Source organism: Dysgonomonas sp. GY617 (assembly GCF_015233815.1).
Classification (GTDB): Bacteria; Bacteroidota; Bacteroidia; order Bacteroidales; family Dysgonomonadaceae; genus Dysgonomonas_A.
On the sequence record NZ_JADCLR010000001.1, the window covers coordinates 176,206 to 192,592 of the forward strand.

The 16,387-nt window shown below is 38.9% G+C and carries 13 protein-coding genes and 1 riboswitch; of the genes, 6 read left to right on the forward strand and 7 right to left on the reverse strand.

Going from position 1 to position 16,387, the window contains the following annotated elements; all coding sequences use genetic code 11:
• Window positions 1-89 precede the first annotated feature (89 nt).
• The 5 genes from cobJ to cobT all read left to right on the forward strand — a co-directional run bounded on the left by cobJ (window position 90) and on the right by cobT (window position 6,032).
• Complete coding sequence (gene cobJ, locus IR022_RS00610) at window positions 90-1,502, forward strand: precorrin-3B C(17)-methyltransferase (RefSeq protein ID WP_194202230.1); 1,413 nt, start codon at window positions 90-92, stop codon at window positions 1,500-1,502.
• Window positions 1,495-1,821: a hypothetical protein gene (locus tag IR022_RS00615; protein ID WP_050710089.1), complete on the forward strand. Its 327-nt coding sequence runs from the start codon at window positions 1,495-1,497 to the stop codon at window positions 1,819-1,821. The genes cobJ and IR022_RS00615 overlap by 8 nt, the downstream gene beginning before the upstream one ends.
• Window positions 1,799-3,010 carry a precorrin-6y C5,15-methyltransferase (decarboxylating) subunit CbiE gene (gene cbiE / locus IR022_RS00620; RefSeq protein WP_194202231.1) on the forward strand — a complete coding sequence of 404 codons (1,212 nt, stop codon included), beginning with the start codon at window positions 1,799-1,801 and terminating at the stop codon, window positions 3,008-3,010. The genes IR022_RS00615 and cbiE overlap by 23 nt, the downstream gene beginning before the upstream one ends.
• A 14-nt stretch (window positions 3,011-3,024) precedes the next feature.
• Window positions 3,025-4,845, forward strand: coding sequence for a precorrin-4 C(11)-methyltransferase (cobM, locus tag IR022_RS00625; RefSeq protein WP_194202232.1), 1,821 nt, complete (start codon window positions 3,025-3,027; stop codon window positions 4,843-4,845).
• 149 nt (window positions 4,846-4,994) lie between these two features.
• Entirely contained in the window at window positions 4,995-6,032 is a 1,038-nt protein-coding gene (cobT, locus tag IR022_RS00630; RefSeq protein ID WP_194202233.1) for a nicotinate-nucleotide--dimethylbenzimidazole phosphoribosyltransferase, read from the forward strand.
• 53 nt (window positions 6,033-6,085) lie between these two features.
• On the opposite strand, the gene IR022_RS00635 is transcribed toward cobT, so the two are convergent.
• The 7 genes from IR022_RS00635 to IR022_RS00665 form a co-directional block, all read right to left on the reverse strand.
• Complete coding sequence (locus IR022_RS00635; RefSeq protein ID WP_194202234.1) at window positions 6,086-7,066, reverse strand: hypothetical protein; 981 nt, start codon at window positions 7,064-7,066, stop codon at window positions 6,086-6,088.
• A 264-nt stretch (window positions 7,067-7,330) separates the two neighbouring features.
• Window positions 7,331-9,151, reverse strand: a complete 1,821-nt coding sequence (gene cbiD, locus IR022_RS00640; protein WP_050710094.1) for a cobalt-precorrin-5B (C(1))-methyltransferase CbiD — start codon at window positions 9,149-9,151, stop codon at window positions 7,331-7,333.
• Window positions 9,148-10,161, reverse strand: a complete 1,014-nt coding sequence (locus IR022_RS00645; protein WP_194202235.1) for an ABC transporter ATP-binding protein — start codon at window positions 10,159-10,161, stop codon at window positions 9,148-9,150. Before IR022_RS00645 ends, cbiD begins: the two co-directional genes overlap by 4 nt.
• An 84-nt stretch (window positions 10,162-10,245) precedes the next feature.
• Window positions 10,246-11,280 carry an iron ABC transporter permease gene (locus tag IR022_RS00650; protein WP_194202236.1) on the reverse strand — a complete coding sequence of 345 codons (1,035 nt, stop codon included), beginning with the start codon at window positions 11,278-11,280 and terminating at the stop codon, window positions 10,246-10,248.
• Window positions 11,277-12,428, reverse strand: coding sequence for an ABC transporter substrate-binding protein (locus tag IR022_RS00655; protein WP_194202237.1), 1,152 nt, complete (start codon window positions 12,426-12,428; stop codon window positions 11,277-11,279). The genes IR022_RS00650 and IR022_RS00655 overlap by 4 nt, the downstream gene beginning before the upstream one ends.
• Window position 12,429: 1 nt before the next feature.
• Window positions 12,430-13,131: a precorrin-2 C(20)-methyltransferase gene (locus tag IR022_RS00660; protein ID WP_194202238.1), complete on the reverse strand. Its 702-nt coding sequence runs from the start codon at window positions 13,129-13,131 to the stop codon at window positions 12,430-12,432.
• Window positions 13,132-13,253: 122 nt separating this feature from the next.
• A riboswitch (cobalamin riboswitch) is annotated at window positions 13,254-13,461 on the reverse strand.
• Window positions 13,462-13,527: 66 nt separating this feature from the next.
• Entirely contained in the window at window positions 13,528-14,904 is a 1,377-nt protein-coding gene (locus tag IR022_RS00665) for an ADP-ribosylglycohydrolase family protein (RefSeq protein ID WP_199330237.1), read from the reverse strand.
• 188 nt (window positions 14,905-15,092) lie between these two features.
• On the opposite strand from IR022_RS00665, the gene IR022_RS00670 reads away from it, so the two are divergent.
• On the forward strand, window positions 15,093-16,268 hold the full coding sequence (locus IR022_RS00670; RefSeq protein ID WP_194202240.1) for an esterase: 1,176 nt from the start codon (window positions 15,093-15,095) through the stop codon (window positions 16,266-16,268).
• Window positions 16,269-16,387 lie beyond the last annotated feature (119 nt).

Consider the following 16,387-nt stretch of genomic DNA (forward strand, 5'->3'; position numbering starts at 1 on the left):
AAAAAGAATGAAAAGATTAAACGTTTAGAGATATCAACTCTTAATTAACATAATTAATAAAGAATACTTTAAAGAATTTAAAATACGATATGGCAAAAGGAAAAATTATAGTAGCGGGCATAGGTCCCGGATCAAAAGAAGATATTACCCCCGCAGTACTCGAAGCAGTTAAAGTTTCGGATGTGATTGTGGGGTATAAATATTATTTTCAGTTTATCTCCGATTTTGTAAAACCCGATGCACAATGTATAGATACGGGCATGAAGAAAGAACGCCAGCGAGCCGAAGAAGCATTTCGCTATGCAGAACAAGGCAATGCCGTTTGTGTAATCAGTTCGGGTGATTCGGGTATTTACGGCATGGCTCCCCTCATTTATGAGATGAAAAAGGAGAAGCAAAGTGATATCGAAGTAGAAGTATTGCCTGGTATCAGTGCCTTTCAGAAAGCAGCAGCTATTTTGGGAGCACCCATCGGTCACGATTTCTGCATTATCTCAATGTCCGATCTAATGACGCCTTGGGATAGAATCGAAAAGCGTATAATAGCAGCCTCATCAGCCGATTTTGTGACAGCTATTTATAACCCTAAAAGCAATGGCAGATACTGGCAATTGTACCGATTGGTAGAATTGTTTCTCAAAGACCGTTCGCCCGATACACCGATTGGATATGTGCGTCAGGCAGGTCGTGAGGAGCAGGAAGTGAAAGTAACTACCCTTGGACAATTTGACCCCGAAGATGTAGATATGTTTACCATTGTCATTATAGGTAATTCACAATCGTACCGTTTTCAGGAAAATAAGATCATTACCCCCAGAGGATATTATCGGGAAGATGAGGTCGAAGAAGCTAAAAATCTGGGTCAGGATATAATGATCCGCAGTTTCAGAACTATCGAAAGCGAATTGAAGAATAAAGATATACCGCTCGATAAAAAATGGGCACTTCTTCATGCAACACATACTACTGCCGATTTTGATATGGAAGATGTTCTTTATACAGATGAAAATGCAGTAGCCAATCTCTACAAAGAATTTACTGAAGGAACCGTTCGAACCATTATCACCGATGTTACTATGGTCGTTTCGGGCATCCGCAAAGGAGCTTTGGAACGTATGGGCATAGAGGCGAAATGTTATTTGCACGACCCTCGTGTCGCCGAATTGGCACAATCTAAAGGTATTACCCGTACACAAGCAGGTATTCGTTTAGCAGTTGAGGAATATCCCGATGCTTTGTATGCTTTTGGAAATGCACCGACAGCCTTGATAGAGTTGTGCGAATTGGTACGTAAAGGCAAAGCAAATCCCATCGGCATTATTGCTGCACCCGTTGGTTTTGTGAATGTGCGTGAATCGAAACACATGACTAAACCATTTAAAAATATCTCTAAAATAATTATCGAAGGACGAAAAGGAGGTAGTAATTTAGCTGCAACACTAGTCAATTCAATTCTTACCTTTGATGATGCAGAACAATTAAAACCGGGCAGAGATGTATAAATTGCTAGTATTCTTATTTATAGTATTCATAATTCAGTCTTGTTCCGTTTCCCAAAAAGACATTGAAAGCCAAGGATGGAAATTGTCCGATATCCGACCCGCTTCAAATAGAATTGACAGTTTGGTGACAGGTCGTGATGTTCTCGATTTTAGAGATTATATGAATTTAAGAGGAGATACCATCTTTGAGGGGGATGTACCCTATGCCGTGATAATTGATCGAAAAACAGGATTGTCACTTTTAGAGTCAAATAGTATTGAAGTCGTAGACTTAATAACAAAAGATACGTTGAGATATGTCGGAAAATGGTCGAATTAAATTTTATGTAATAGGTATAGACGATAATCAGCAACAATATTTCTCACCCGAAATAAAGGAGGTGATAAGCTCTCATACTGTTTTTTCGGGGGGAGCACGTCATCACGAAATTGCAGAATCGTTTCTACCAAAAGAATATACTTGGATTGATATAGTTGTGCCTTTGAAGAATGTATTTCAGCAATACCAATCGCATAACGAGATAGTTGTTTTTGCTTCGGGCGATCCCCTTTTCTTTGGATTTGCAAATACAATTCAACGGGAAATGCCAGAAGCTGAAATTATAGTATATCCTTCTTTCAATTCATTGCAAATGTTGGCTCACCGATTGGTGTTGCCTTATCAAGATATGCACATTGTTTCGCTGACAGGTCGTCCTTGGCTCAAATTCGATCAGGCTTTAATTGAAGGACAATCCAAAATAGGAGTTTTGACCGATAACAAAGTGCATATTCCATCGGCTATTGCAGAACGAATGCTCGAATATGGCTATGATAACTACATAATGCACATTGGAGAACTGCTCGGTAATAAAGAAAAAGAGAAAATCTCCACTTTAGAGATGAAAGAGGTAATAGGAAAGATATTTCAATTTCCCAATAATCTCATTCTGACAAAAACAGAGTCACGAAACCGCCCGTTTGGTATTCCCGAAAGTGATTTTCACTTATTAAATGGAAGAGCAAAAATGATAACCAAAATGCCTGTTCGATTGTTATTACTTAGTATGTTAGATTTGAGAGATAAGTCCGTCTTTTGGGATGTAGGATTTTGTACAGGATCGGTATCAGTCGAAGCTAAAATGCAGTTTCCCCATCTCGAAATTTTTGCATTTGAGCAAAGAGAAGAAGGCAAAGAACTTATACGAAATAATGCACGTAGATTTGGAACACCCGGAATAACGTCATTCATAGGCGATTTTACTCAAACTGATATATCCCGATTACCTCTGCCCGATGCCGTATTTATTGGTGGTCATGGCGGTAAAATGAATGAGATAGTACAAAAGCTTACCGAAGTTCTGAATCCCAATGGTGTAATTGTATTTAATTCAGTATCGGACGAAAGCCGGAATCTGTTTTTGGAAGCCATCGAAAATAATGGTTTGAAACTCGAACAAAGTATAACAATAAAAGTAGACGATTTCAATGCAATTGATGTAATGAAAGCTATTAAAAGTCTCAATTAAAATATAAGAAAGCAATGACAAAAACAGCAATCATACTAACCTCCGAAAGCAGTTTAGGGTTAGCGCAAACCATAAAGAAAGATCTGCCGAATGCCCGTATTTACACAAAGGCAGAGATTGAAGGTACAGTACAAATAACATCCATCAATGAATGTGTAGAAGAGCTCTTTACTAAAGTAGGATCTCTTGTTTTTATCGGTGCAATGGGTATTTGTGTGCGAAGTATTGCGCCCTATATCGTAGACAAATATACCGATCCAGCTGTTGTAAATATCGACAGTACAGGTAAATATGTAGTATCTGTTCTTTCGGGGCATGTAGGCGGAGCCAATGATTTATCGAAGCAAATCGCCAATATTATAGGCGGGGAGGCGGTAATAACTACCCAAAGCGATAATATAAACCTTTGGGCATTAGATACTATCGGGCAGAAATACGGATGGGAAACTGTTTCCAATGCCGCCAATTTTAATTATCCGTTGACTTCTTTTGTCAATAAAAAACCGACAGCTCTCTTGCTCGATATTAATGATGAGGGAACTACGTATTTGGAACGTACAGCTCCCGACCACATAGACGTATATTACAAATACGAGGATATCAAATTGCATAAATATGAATTGCTGATTGCCGTTACGCCCTATCTTTATCCCGATGCAGGCATTCAGATAATCTATTATCATCCCAAAGTATTGCATTTAGGTGTCGGTTGCCGTAAAGACTGCGACTCTAAGGGAATTACCGATTACCTTGCTGCCGAAATAAAAGGGTTGAATATTGCAATATCTTCCATTAAAGATATTTCCTCAATAGACTTGAAAAAAGATGAAACTTTATTAGAAGATATTCAGGTTTATTTAAAAAACATTCCGGTCAATATTTATTCAGCTGATGAACTGAAAGACATAGAAGTACCCAACCCATCGCAAAAGGTAAAAGAAGTAACTACGGTATCGAGCGTATCGGAAGCCACGGCAATCAAAAGTGCCAATGGAGGTTTACTTATCCTCGAAAAGCAAAAAGCAGTTTTAAGTCCCGGTAACGATTTTACCTTTGCCATTGCCATGGATCGAGAAGCTATTCGACAAGGGCATATCGAAATAGTGGGAGCAGGACCCGGCGATCCCGATTTAATCTCCGTAAAAGGACGTTATTTCTTGGAAGCTGCTGACTTGATTCTATATGCAGGAAGCCTTGTACCTGTCGAACTTACCTATTGTGCCAAACAAGGAGCAGTAGTAAGAAGTTCGGCATCGATGGATTTAGAAGAGCAATTTTCAATCATGAAAGAATTTTATGACAAAGGAAAATTAGTAGTTCGTCTGCATACCGGAGACCCATGTATTTACGGAGCTATACAAGAGCAGATGGCATTTTTTGACGAATATAAAATGTCGTATCATATTACTCCCGGCATATCTTCCTTTTTGGCTGCGGCTGCCGCTTTGGAGTCGCAATTCACCATTCCCGAGAAAGTGCAGACTATTATATTGACTCGAGGGGAGGGGAGAACGCCCATGCCCGAAAAGGAAAAATTGCACCTTTTGGCTCAATCGCAAAGTACCATGTGTATATTTCTCAGTGCAACCATAGTAGATCAGGTGCAGGAAGAATTATTGATGCATTATCCGCCTGCAACACCCGTAGCGGCATGCTATAAACTGACATGGAAAGACGAGCGTATTTATCGGGGTGAGTTAAAGGATTTAGCCAAGATTATCAAAGAAAACAATCTGACCTTAACTACTATGATCGTTGTGGGCGATGCAATCGGGAATCGTGAAGGCTTATCGAAATTATACTCTAATCAGTTTAAACATTTGTTCAGAAAATAGCGTATAAGACCTGATTTTACATCAGATAAATGCAGGAGTTTTTTCTATTATTCGTAATTTTGAGAGAATCAACAAAAAATGAATATATCCGTTATTAACCACAGTTAATTGAGGGGGAATTATTACTAAAAAAAGAAACATAAAATACGATGTTACAATTCAATATTGAAAAACCAAAGGACGAAGTCCGTTCTTATTTACAAGAAAAAATAGATAATCTGACCAAACCAAAAGGTTCGTTGGGAGTATTGGAAGATTTAGCCATGCAAATCGGTTGGATTCAGCAGACGTTAGAACCTAAACTGAGTAACCCACATCATATTGTTTTTGCCGGCGATCATGGAATTGCAGCCGAGGGTGTAAGCCCATCACCACAAGAAGTGACCTTTCAAATGGTGGCTAACTTTTGGGCAGGAGGAGCAGGAATTAATTTTTTGGCTCGTCAACATAAAATCGAACTACAGATTGTAGATGCAGGAGTGAATTTCGATTTCAAATCCGAAGATCCGATTATAGATAAAAAGATCCGAAAAAGCACACGTAACTATCTGCATGAAGCAGCTATGACTCACGAAGAAATGGATTTGGCAATACAACGTGGTGCAGATTGTGCACAGGCTTGTTTCGACAAAGGGTGCAACATCATAGGCTTTGGCGAAATGGGTATAACCAATACTTCAGCATCGGCTTTATGGACAGCTTGTTTGACTGATATTCCGTTGAAAGATTGTGTAGGTGCTGGATGCGACCATACAGGAAACATTCTGGAGCATAAATACAATGTTCTGAAACAAGCCAAAGAAAACTACAAAGGAGACAATTCGCCCGAAGATATTATCCGTTATTTCGGAGGTTATGAAATGGTAATGGCTGTAGGTGCTATGCTGAAAGCTGCCGAACTGAAAATGATAATTCTGGTAGATGGTTTTATTATGACTAACTGTATGCTGGCTGCATCTAAATTGAATGCGAATGTGTTGTATTATGCTATTTTCGGACATCAGGGAGATGAGGCAGGACATAAGCTTGTCCTTAAATACTTAGATGCAAAACCCATATTGCACTTAGGCTTCCGCTTAGGAGAAGGTACGGGTGCTTTGTGTGCCTATCCGATAGTGGATTCATCCGTTAGAATGATCAATGAAATGAATTCTTTTAAAAAGATTCAGGTGACAAAATATTTTTAATACAATAAAAAAGAAGGAGCATATTCAACTATGCTCCTTCTTTTTTTTGCTCTTTACTCTTTGCTGTTTTTCTTTTTCTGATTTACTACTGCACGCATAATAAACTCAGAGGACGTATTGGCAGATTGTACTGTCCCATAATCTAGATTTTCAATCTGTCCCTTAAGTACCGAATCTTCCGAAATAGAAATGTTTTTATCTAGCATATAGGCATTTGCATTTGTCTTCTGTTTCGCATCTTTCGTTTCGGTTCTTTGTAAATAGAAATGTGAAATCATATGATACACAACGCCTTTTCCATGATTGAATTTAATGAGAACCGCTTCTTCTCCATATTTGTCTTTCAATTCGTTCGATCGTATTAAGACTTTTACTTTATCTTTATTTAAGACCTTGATAGGGTAGGAAGATCCCTCGAGCCACCAAACAGGAGCCGTCTTTTCGTCCAGAAATCCGTTTATAACAGGGTCGTCCTTATCCATTACCTCTACCCGTACTACCTCATCAGCGGTTAATTTCTCATTAAAAGATACATATCCGGGAAAACCGACTTCCAAAACGTTTTTCAATGCCCAATCACTGGTAATTAATTGACCTCCCTGAGCAACAAAAGTTGCCAATTTTCGGGCTTGATCTTCGGGGAAATTTGTTGCACAATTAACAAAAACGGTCTGATGAGGTTCCAGTTTTACATCTTTTAGTTGATGCTGAGATATTCTGATAAAAGGTAGTCTAAGAGACGAGAGTACAAGGTGCATATGATCGTAAGTGCCGTTAACCACAATCAGATCGTTTTCCGAAATATCATCAATGATTTTTATATTCTCTTTATCTTCCGATAAAAGTCGTTCTTTTACCATATAACCAGAGACTTCGTAGGCACTTTGCATGGGATTGGATTGCAACGAATCATTAATCGTAACATTAGACATTTGCAATATATTGTTACTTAGCGGTACTTGTGCCTGTGAATCTACATTCAGAAGAAACAGGCATGCTGTTAAGGTAAGTGTGGGTAGTGTTTTTGCTTTCATATCCTGAAGTTTTATTTAAATAATCGAAAGTATTTAAAGATCCATTCTGATTTGTATGATCAGACCTGCGTGTTTGTTCTTTTTAGATGAACAGTGAATATATCGACTCAGACTTACAACGAAGTAATAAGAATATCTGAGAATTTTAAATTATCACCTCTGAAGTCTGTTTTCCATAAAAATGAGGAAACGATGACTTACTCCATTGGCGAAGCAGTCGGTTTATTTTATAGAGCAGCAATATACTGAAATTCCATAATTAGATTATTCTTTTATTATTCTGCCCTCCTCATCAATCAGAAAAACGGTTAATTCGCCATTAGGAAGGAGAGGGGCACATACCTTGTGACACTTTTGTATGATCCGTGAAAAGAAGTTGGCTTTGGGAATAATTTCCCATAATTGACGAGCTAAAGTGATACCTTGTATTGCTGTGATAATGTCATCCGAACAACCACTCTGTCGGGCGATATCCGAAAGAAACTCTTTATTCATCACCACTTTTTTGCTGTGTGTATCGAGTGAACCTTCGGCAAGTTTAACCGCTTTTCCGAGCATAATCCCCATAGTTAGGTATTTGAAACCTAGATCGGAGGCGATTTTGATAGTCTCACCAATAAAATTGCCATAATGAATAAATGCCTGACTAGGCAATTCGGGGTATATCTGCTTTACGAATTTTTCGCTCTTTGCTCCCGAGTTAATAACTACACGCTCACAATAAAGAGCTTTTGTAACACCCATTTCTCTACGGATAGATCGAATGAAAGCATCCGAAGAAAACGGTTTTACGACTCCCGAAGTTCCGATAATGGATATTCCCCCAATAATTCCCAACTTAGGATTGAATGTACGTTTGGCTATTTCTTCGCCATTGGGAACCGAGATAGTTACATCTACACCAATGCGAATACTTTGATTGGGCAGCTTATACTGATTGTGCCGAAGCACTTTGAATACTTCACGTTTTATCATTTTTCGAGGCGTGGCATTGATGGCAGGACCTCCGATCTCCAATCCTAAACCGGGAAGAGTAACCACTCCTACACCTTTTCCCTGTAAGAAATGTACGCCCCGTTCCACCTGATTTAATCGTATGGTCGATGTTATTTCCTGTTTGTTGGTAACATCGGGGTCGTCTCCTGCATCCTTAATCACGGTGCAGGTAACTTCGTTGTCGCCAAACGATGTGTCGGCAATTGGAATGTATATCCATTCGCCACTCGGCAAGGTTATGCTTATTTCATCCAGCGAATTTCCAGTCAATAGGGTAGTGAGGGCGGCTTTAGTGGCAGCCGTTGCACAAGTTCCCGTAGTATATCCCGTGCGTAATTCGAAGAAATCGGGAACCAGTTTTTCGATCATTTTTCTCAATCCGTTTTCACCATGAACTGGTATAAAGTTGGGCGATAGCGGCGGACGTTTTACTGCCAATATAGGTATATTCAGCTTTCGGGCAACGGCTACTTTTTCATTAAAGCCTCCCGATTCGCCGCTTTCTTTGGTTATTATCGCCTCGGGATTTAGCTTCTCAAACAGGGGTGTATCGTCTTCCCCCTGCTGATAATAAATGATTTTTTCGAAAGGGAATTTTGCTTCATCGACCAGCAGTCTCGATTCTTCCCGATCTAATATTCTGAACCAGCAATTATGCGATTGCCAATACGGTTTTAATTTCACAAGAGTATTTACTCCTGTTAATGCCAGAAGGTTATCAATCTGATGTCTTTCCAGATAATTAATAGCATCGTCATACGAATCGCACCATATAATATCTTCGTCATGCTCTGCATAACTTCTCTCGTAACGAACCACCGGAATATTTAATTTCTCCGATACCTTAGCTATTGTCTGATGCAGAACAACTGCAAAAGGATGGGCAGCATCTACCAAAAGGTGGATGTTTTTTTCTATACAAATGGCTTCCATTGCATTTTCGTTTAATGCTCCTGTCAGGCGAATGCCATTTGCACAAACAATCTCCTGCAATTCGCCTTTAGTAGAATAATAATAAGGCTTTGAGGCTTCATCGCAAACCGTTACAGCATGCCGTCCTTCGGTAGTTCCCCCTAATATAAGTATCATAGTTTTAATGTTTCCAGTAGTGTTTCTATACTATAAACCGAAATGGGTTCTTTCTCTGATTGATATATTCTAATCTCTTTGTTATCAATGTTGTAAATCTCTATATAATCTTCCGAGTCTATATTTCGGGTAGCCAATATGCCGTTGCGAAGCAAAGCTTTACGAACCATAGAGTACATTTGTCCATGCCCTGTCAATTTAATTTGTTTGGTATAAGTGTTTTCGATTCGAAACAATCCCGTTTCCTCATCAAATATAATTCCCTTTCGGGCAAAAAAAGAGGTGAGATGTCCGTTTAGCGAAAGATCTTCGGGAGTGCCGATATTGATGCCCGAATGTTTGTCAATCAGCCATATTTTATCAGCTATCTGAAGAGCCAATTCTAAATCGTGAGTCGATAAAAATATCGTTTTATTCGTTTCTCTAGATAAGCGATGAAGTAATTGCATAATTTCCACTTTACTCGGAAAATCGAGAAATGCAGTAGGTTCGTCTAAAAATATAATGGGTGTTTCCTGTGCCAAAGCTTTTGCAATCATTACTTTTTGACGTTCGCCATCGCTTAATGTATGCACCATTCGGGAGGCTAGGTTTTCGATTTTCACCATTGATATAGACTTGTCAACGATTGCTCTATCCTCATCACTGAGTGTTCCCCAAAAACCTGTATAAGGGCTTCGACCTAAGCCTATCAGTTCTCGTGCCGACATGTTTTTGATATCGCATTTTTCGGTAAGAACTACACCTATCAATGTAGAGAGTTGTTTCTCCGAATATGTTTCTATTTCTTTTCCCTCGATGTTTATTTTCCCTTCCAGTTTGGGCTGAAAGGCGGATAATGTGCGCAGCAAAGTCGATTTTCCGATACCATTAGCACCTAATAAACAGGTCAGTTCACCACTGAATATATCTGCATTAATATCCGATGCAACTACCTTTCGGTTATTCTTGGTGAGGTAACCGATGGATAGATTTTTTAATTCTATGGTTTTTTGTTTAGAGTTTGCCATCAATAAATTATTTATTTCCCATTTGCAGGAGCGAATTGCATTCGCCCGTTAAACATTACATTTGGCGAATGAAGGTCGTTTCTGTTAGGTAATTTCATTCCTTCTTTTTCCGAATAATACCGAAATCACAATAGGAGCTCCGATTAATGCCGTTACCGAATTGATGGGTAATGCACCCTCCATTCCCGGCATACGGGCAATCAGATTACAAAATAGCGATAATGAAGCTCCCGCCAAGGTTACGGCAGGCATAAGTACACGGTGATCGGATGTCTGAAATATGGTTCTGCACAAATGAGGGACAGCCAATCCTAAGAATACAATAGGACCACAATAGGCGGTTATGATTGCCGTAAGTACACATGAACAGGTAATGACGTACAATCGTGACCGCTTGATATTCAACCCTAAGTTACGAGCATAGCTTTCGCCCAATAACATGAGGTTTAGTGTTTTGATCAACAGGAAAGACAGAGGTATAAGCACAAGCATAATGCCTGCAAATGTATAAACCTGATCGCCTGACACTTTCGAGAAACTGCCCAATCCCCAGATAACATATGCCCGCACATCCTCATCGTTGCTAAAAAACTTAAGCACACCTATGATGGCATTGGCAATATACCCTATCATCACACCGATAATAAGGAGAATTACATTACCCCTAATACGTTGCGATATGGCTATGATAATCCCCATCACAGCAAACGCTCCTACAATGGCAGCAAATGAGATAGCCACTTCACCAAAGAATCCTACTTTGCTGAGGGCAACACCACCCAGACTTCCCGAAAGCAGTATCATAAGGGCAACACCGAGGCTTGCCCCCGAACTTATTCCCAATTCGGAAGGTCCAGCCAATGGATTTCTGAAAACAGTTTGCATTTGCAATCCGCTGATAGCTAATCCTGCTCCTGCAAATAAGGCGGTTATGGTTTGTGGAAAGCGTGATTTCCAGACAATGTTTTGCCAGATAATAGATTCCTCTCCCGTATTCCAGATAATATTCCAAATGGAGCGCAAGGGGATTGATATAGTTCCTAAAATGAGATTCAAGAAAAAGAATGCCACGATAGAAACAAATATGATTGCAAATGATGTAAAATGCTTTTTGCTCATTTCAATAGTTCGTAATACACAGGTTTGTGATCGGGTAGCAATTCGGGATGAAAAGCCTTTATCAGATCAGCCAAAACAACTTCGGGTTCAACAGGCGCTTTTTCGTAGAAAGGCTTTTGACGAAGATTACAGCACACTACTTTTTTCTCTTTAAAAGCTTTAAAATCGGCATAGCGAGCATCACTCTGTTTCATGGCTTGGTATGAATAATCGCCATCGTGACTCACCAGCATACGCCAGAAATCGGCATCAGCACCTTTAGAATATACCGATTCGAAATCCATATTGATACCACCCGTTTCGTTGTTGTCTTTCAAGAAATATTCTGCTCCTGCATCACGGAATTGTTGTGCCAGAAAACTCTTTCCTCCTACTACATACCAATTGCCTGAACGCATTTCGCCACTCAATACAATAGGTTTTTTATCAGCCTTTGAAGCCAAAGTAATCAGATCCTGATATTTCTTTTCTATTTCAGCGAATTGTAGGTTTGCCTGTTGTTCAATGCCTAAAAGCATAGCAGTAAACTTAATCCATTCTGCTTGTCCCAAAGCTGTAGTTTCTTTGTAGCCTAAGAAAGTAACCAGAGGAATGTTCAAATCTTTTATAGATTCATAACCTCCACGTTTAAATGGTGATACGAATATAACGTCAGGATTGAGTGCCATAACCACCTCGTTGTCAAAATTACCTTCGATACCTATTTGACTGGCTTGTCCGCTTTTGATACGGTCTTTCATCTGTTGGTTGAAAAGGTAATGCGTGCTGGTCATTCCCACCACCTTGTCTATAGCATCCAACTTGATAAAGTTCGAAAGTTGCAGAGTAGTCATACAAACCACTTTCTGAATAGGAACTTCTATAACGATGTAATCTTTAGGTATGCCCTCGTGACTTTGCCCCCGATTGACAAGTGCATAACGATATACCGTTTCGTTTTCGTGTTGAGGGTCTTGAATATCAACCAACCTGTAATTATCGTGATACGAGACATTGAAACCTTGTGCGTATTTAACTTCAATACGAACTGAATCGAATGAGTTGACAGTTGATGAAGCGATTTTATTTTCAGTCTGTTGATTGTTTTTACAGCTAAAGAAAAAAGTGCAAGTAAATAGTACTAAATAAATAATTATTGAGTTTTTCATTTTATTGATGTATTATCATTAAGGAAAAATAAGGGAATTTCCGGACGATTATTTCTTGAATATCGTTAGTATAATATTCCTTATCCTTAACACCCACATTCTCGAAATAATGAAATGTTGCCGTTGGAATCTTTGAAATACATTCCTTTACAGCTTCCTGACATTGTGACACTTTCATAATAACGACGACCTTACCCGATTCTATTTTTCCGATAAGATCGTTTGCCGATATAATCCCCGGAATCACATTCAGCTCTTCCTCCTGTTTCACAATGTGAATGCCTGCCAAAGCACCACTTGCAATAAATGCAGGAATGCCTGCAATATGTTCTACAGGAATATTCTGATTGGTAAGCGTATCGAATATATAATGAATAGACGAGTAAAAACCTGCATCGCCTTCGGCTACAATGGCTACCTTCAATCCTTTAAGGTATTGTTGCTCTGCCTCCTTCGATACTCGGTTGTATGCCTCAATCGCCAGAGATCGATCTTTACTCATTGGAACATGAAACGGAATTGCTTTCTTACTGTCAATCTCCAATTCAACCATAATATCTAATGCTCTCGAAGACAGGGCGCTTTCTTTAACAATGGTTGCAGGATAGAAAATACAATCGGCAGCCTCTAAAGTCTTTAACCCTTTGAGGGTGATCAAGTCGGCTTCGCCCGGTCCTAACGATACAAATGCAATTGGATACATTTCTCTTGAATTCTTTTTATTCAATTAAACAATACTCAGAATTAAGAGGATACGAAACATAGAGCCGCAATATGCCAAGCATATCTTGAATATGAATGTTCTTAAGCCTTAACCTCGAGCTTTAAACTATATACATATTTGGCAGGTCTTCTGACTTACTCCATCTTTGGAACTCCTTCCCGTTTCTCAGTAGAAACAGTGGATCAGTATTATCCAAAGATTGTTTGGCGGAGCTTACAGCAGCGGGTCTGTTCAGGATTTACACCTGATTCCCTTTTCAGCACTTTTCCGTAGATATGGAATTGTGCCACCAAAACGTGTGCAAAAATATGGAATTAAAAGGGAATTATTCTGAAATTCAAAGAAAAAATGACTTGTATTCTTACTATTCGGAATCTATTGATGAGCTAAACATTTCGCTTTCTCTTTTTCCAGAATGATATCTACCGTGCGTTGAGCTAAAGATGAGATAGAAACCTCATCGAAACCCCTTACACCCGAACAAACTGTATCATTAAGTGGAGCTGTCCATTTCAGCGGAATTTGAGAAGCTCCGCTAATCAGCCCGATGATAGAACCAACAGTGGCAGCATTACAATCGGTATCGAAAGCCGGCATTATGGCTAAAGACAAAGACTTTTTAAAATCCTTATTTCCATAGAGTAAGGCAAAGCATACAATCATAGCATTGGGTATGGTATGACACCAATGATGAATTTGTTTTTCATCAAACGAAGTATGAATATGGGCAATAACCTGTTCCTCGTCCCACCCGTTATTTTTAGCAGATACAATTATGTTCACATACTCTGTTAAACGACAGGTTGCAGGAATTTGAGATAATCCGCAATTGATTATAAACTCAATATCGTCCGATGTCATGGCTGCTGCTATCATAGCTGAAACAAACATCTCGCCATATATACCATTCTTTACGTGAGATACAGATGCATCTCTGAATGCCATTTCTGCTGCCATTTCAATATCACCGCCATTTATGTAGCCCCAGAAATCACCTCTGATTTGCGCCCCAATCCATTCCCTGTAAGGGTTTCGATAGACTGCCGATAATGGTGGAAACTTATACAAAGACAGATTGCGATAAGCTATCCGTTCAGCCGTATAGGTATGAAGCAAAGGTATATTCAAAAGCAAGCTTTCTGCAACATCATCCGAATTGAAATCCCATCCATAAGTTTCAAGAATATGCAGTGAAGCAATCGTATAATTTATATCGTCATCTTCGGGCATTCGAGTAATATTATTGATCCAATTTATTGTGATTGGCTTATTTCCAAACAAATAATATTGGTCTGCAATACTGTGCTTTTCTTTGATGCTATCCTTTATATTCGATGAAATGTAATCTGTTAAGGGATAATTGTTTGTGTCTTTTAGGAGTTCTCTGATCTGTGCAAGTTTCCATCCTTCAATTGGCTGACCCAATAAGCAACCTGTACATCTACCTAACCACGCTCCATAGATTTTATCGAATAATTTGTCAGGTGAAATTTTGGTGTTACTATTTTCGTATGCAAAAACTGGACGAAGAGCTTTTATCTCCTTTAAAGTAGATGGCTCTTTGTAAGGAAAAGATTCATCTATTGGTAAATTGTACATCTCATCGAGTAAATTTCCTGCAAATTCCTCTTTCTGTAAGTCACAAGTATCTGACTGCATGATCTCATCTATGCGTTGCTGATAATTCAGTATATTCTTGCCCTCTTCTTTTGATTGCAAGTATTCGATAGGTAATACTCGCAGATGATCCATTATCAGACTTTTTCTTAGCATGGCAGTATATCGTGTTGTATTATTATATGGCAAATTTAAGCTAAAATGTTTGTCTGGTTACGTCTGCCTCTCATCTTTTATGGTTGCGTCAATTTCACTCTCTCTAAAAGTATATCTATCGAAAATAAAAACTACATTTGAAAAAATGAATCTATTAAAATAATAACATGAAAAGAATACTTTTTATACTAGCTATATGCTTGATAAGCGTAGGCTTATCTGCACAGCAGAATCTCGATTTTTCGAAAAAAGTAGAGATTGTCTCTCCTGAGATTAATTCTGATAATAGTGTTACCTTTAGATTGCTGGCACCTAGTGCTCAGTCGGTAAAACTGCAAGGCGATTGGATGCCATCGGAGGGATGGACTCCTAAATTACAAGATTTAAAGAAAGATGAAAATGGACTTTGGTCTTTTACAACATCCACTTTACCATCAGATTTGTATAGCTATACCTTTATTGTAGATGGTTTGAAAGTGCTTGATCCTAATAATGTATATCAAATAAGGGATGTGGCTACAGTAATGAATATTTTTTTGATTGAAGGCGGTTTAGGTGACCTTTATAAAGTGCAGGACGTACCTCATGGAACGGTTGCCCGTCGTTGGTACGATTCACCTAAGTTAGACAGCCCCCGTCGTATAACTATATATACACCTGCCGGATATGAGGCTAGCAAAGATAAATATCCCGTATTATATCTCCTGCACGGTATGGGAGGCGATGAAGAGGCTTGGATCGCTTTGGGACGTGCTTCGCAAATATTAGATAATCTTATTGCTCAAGGCAAGGCAAAACCAATGATTGTAGTTCTGACCAACGGGCATACAAGCAACACCGCTGCTCCCGGAGAATCAAGTAAAGGTTTTTATAAACCCGATATGAGAGCGCCCGATATATTCAGTGGCGACATGGAAGCTAATTTTGGAGATGTAATTAAGTTTGTAGAGAATAATTACAGAGTGAAGGCTGATAAACAAGATAGAGCGATTGCAGGTCTTTCTATGGGAGGATTCCACTCGTTGTATATCTCGGCTAATTATCCCAATACATTCGACTATGTAGGGTTGTTTTCACCAGCTATTCTACCTCCTGCAAATGCAGCTTCGCCTATGTATACAGATTTGGATACTAAATTGAAAAAACAACAAGAAAATGGCTATAGTCTTTATTGGATAGCTATTGGTAAAACAGACTTTTTGTTTCAGAATGTGGTAGATTACAGATCGAAATTGGATAGTATGAAGTTTAAGTACCAATATCGTGAAAGCGAAGGCGGACATACTTGGGCAAACTGGAGGCTATATTTATCGGAGTTTACACCTATGCTATTTCAAAAATAGTGTAAGGTATTTTCTTGATTCGTAGCTGGTTATTTGTTGTTGTACTAGTTTGCATCTTCTTAATTTTAACTTTATAAATCTTAAAAAAGATCATATTGTACAACTATTTGAGCGATTTT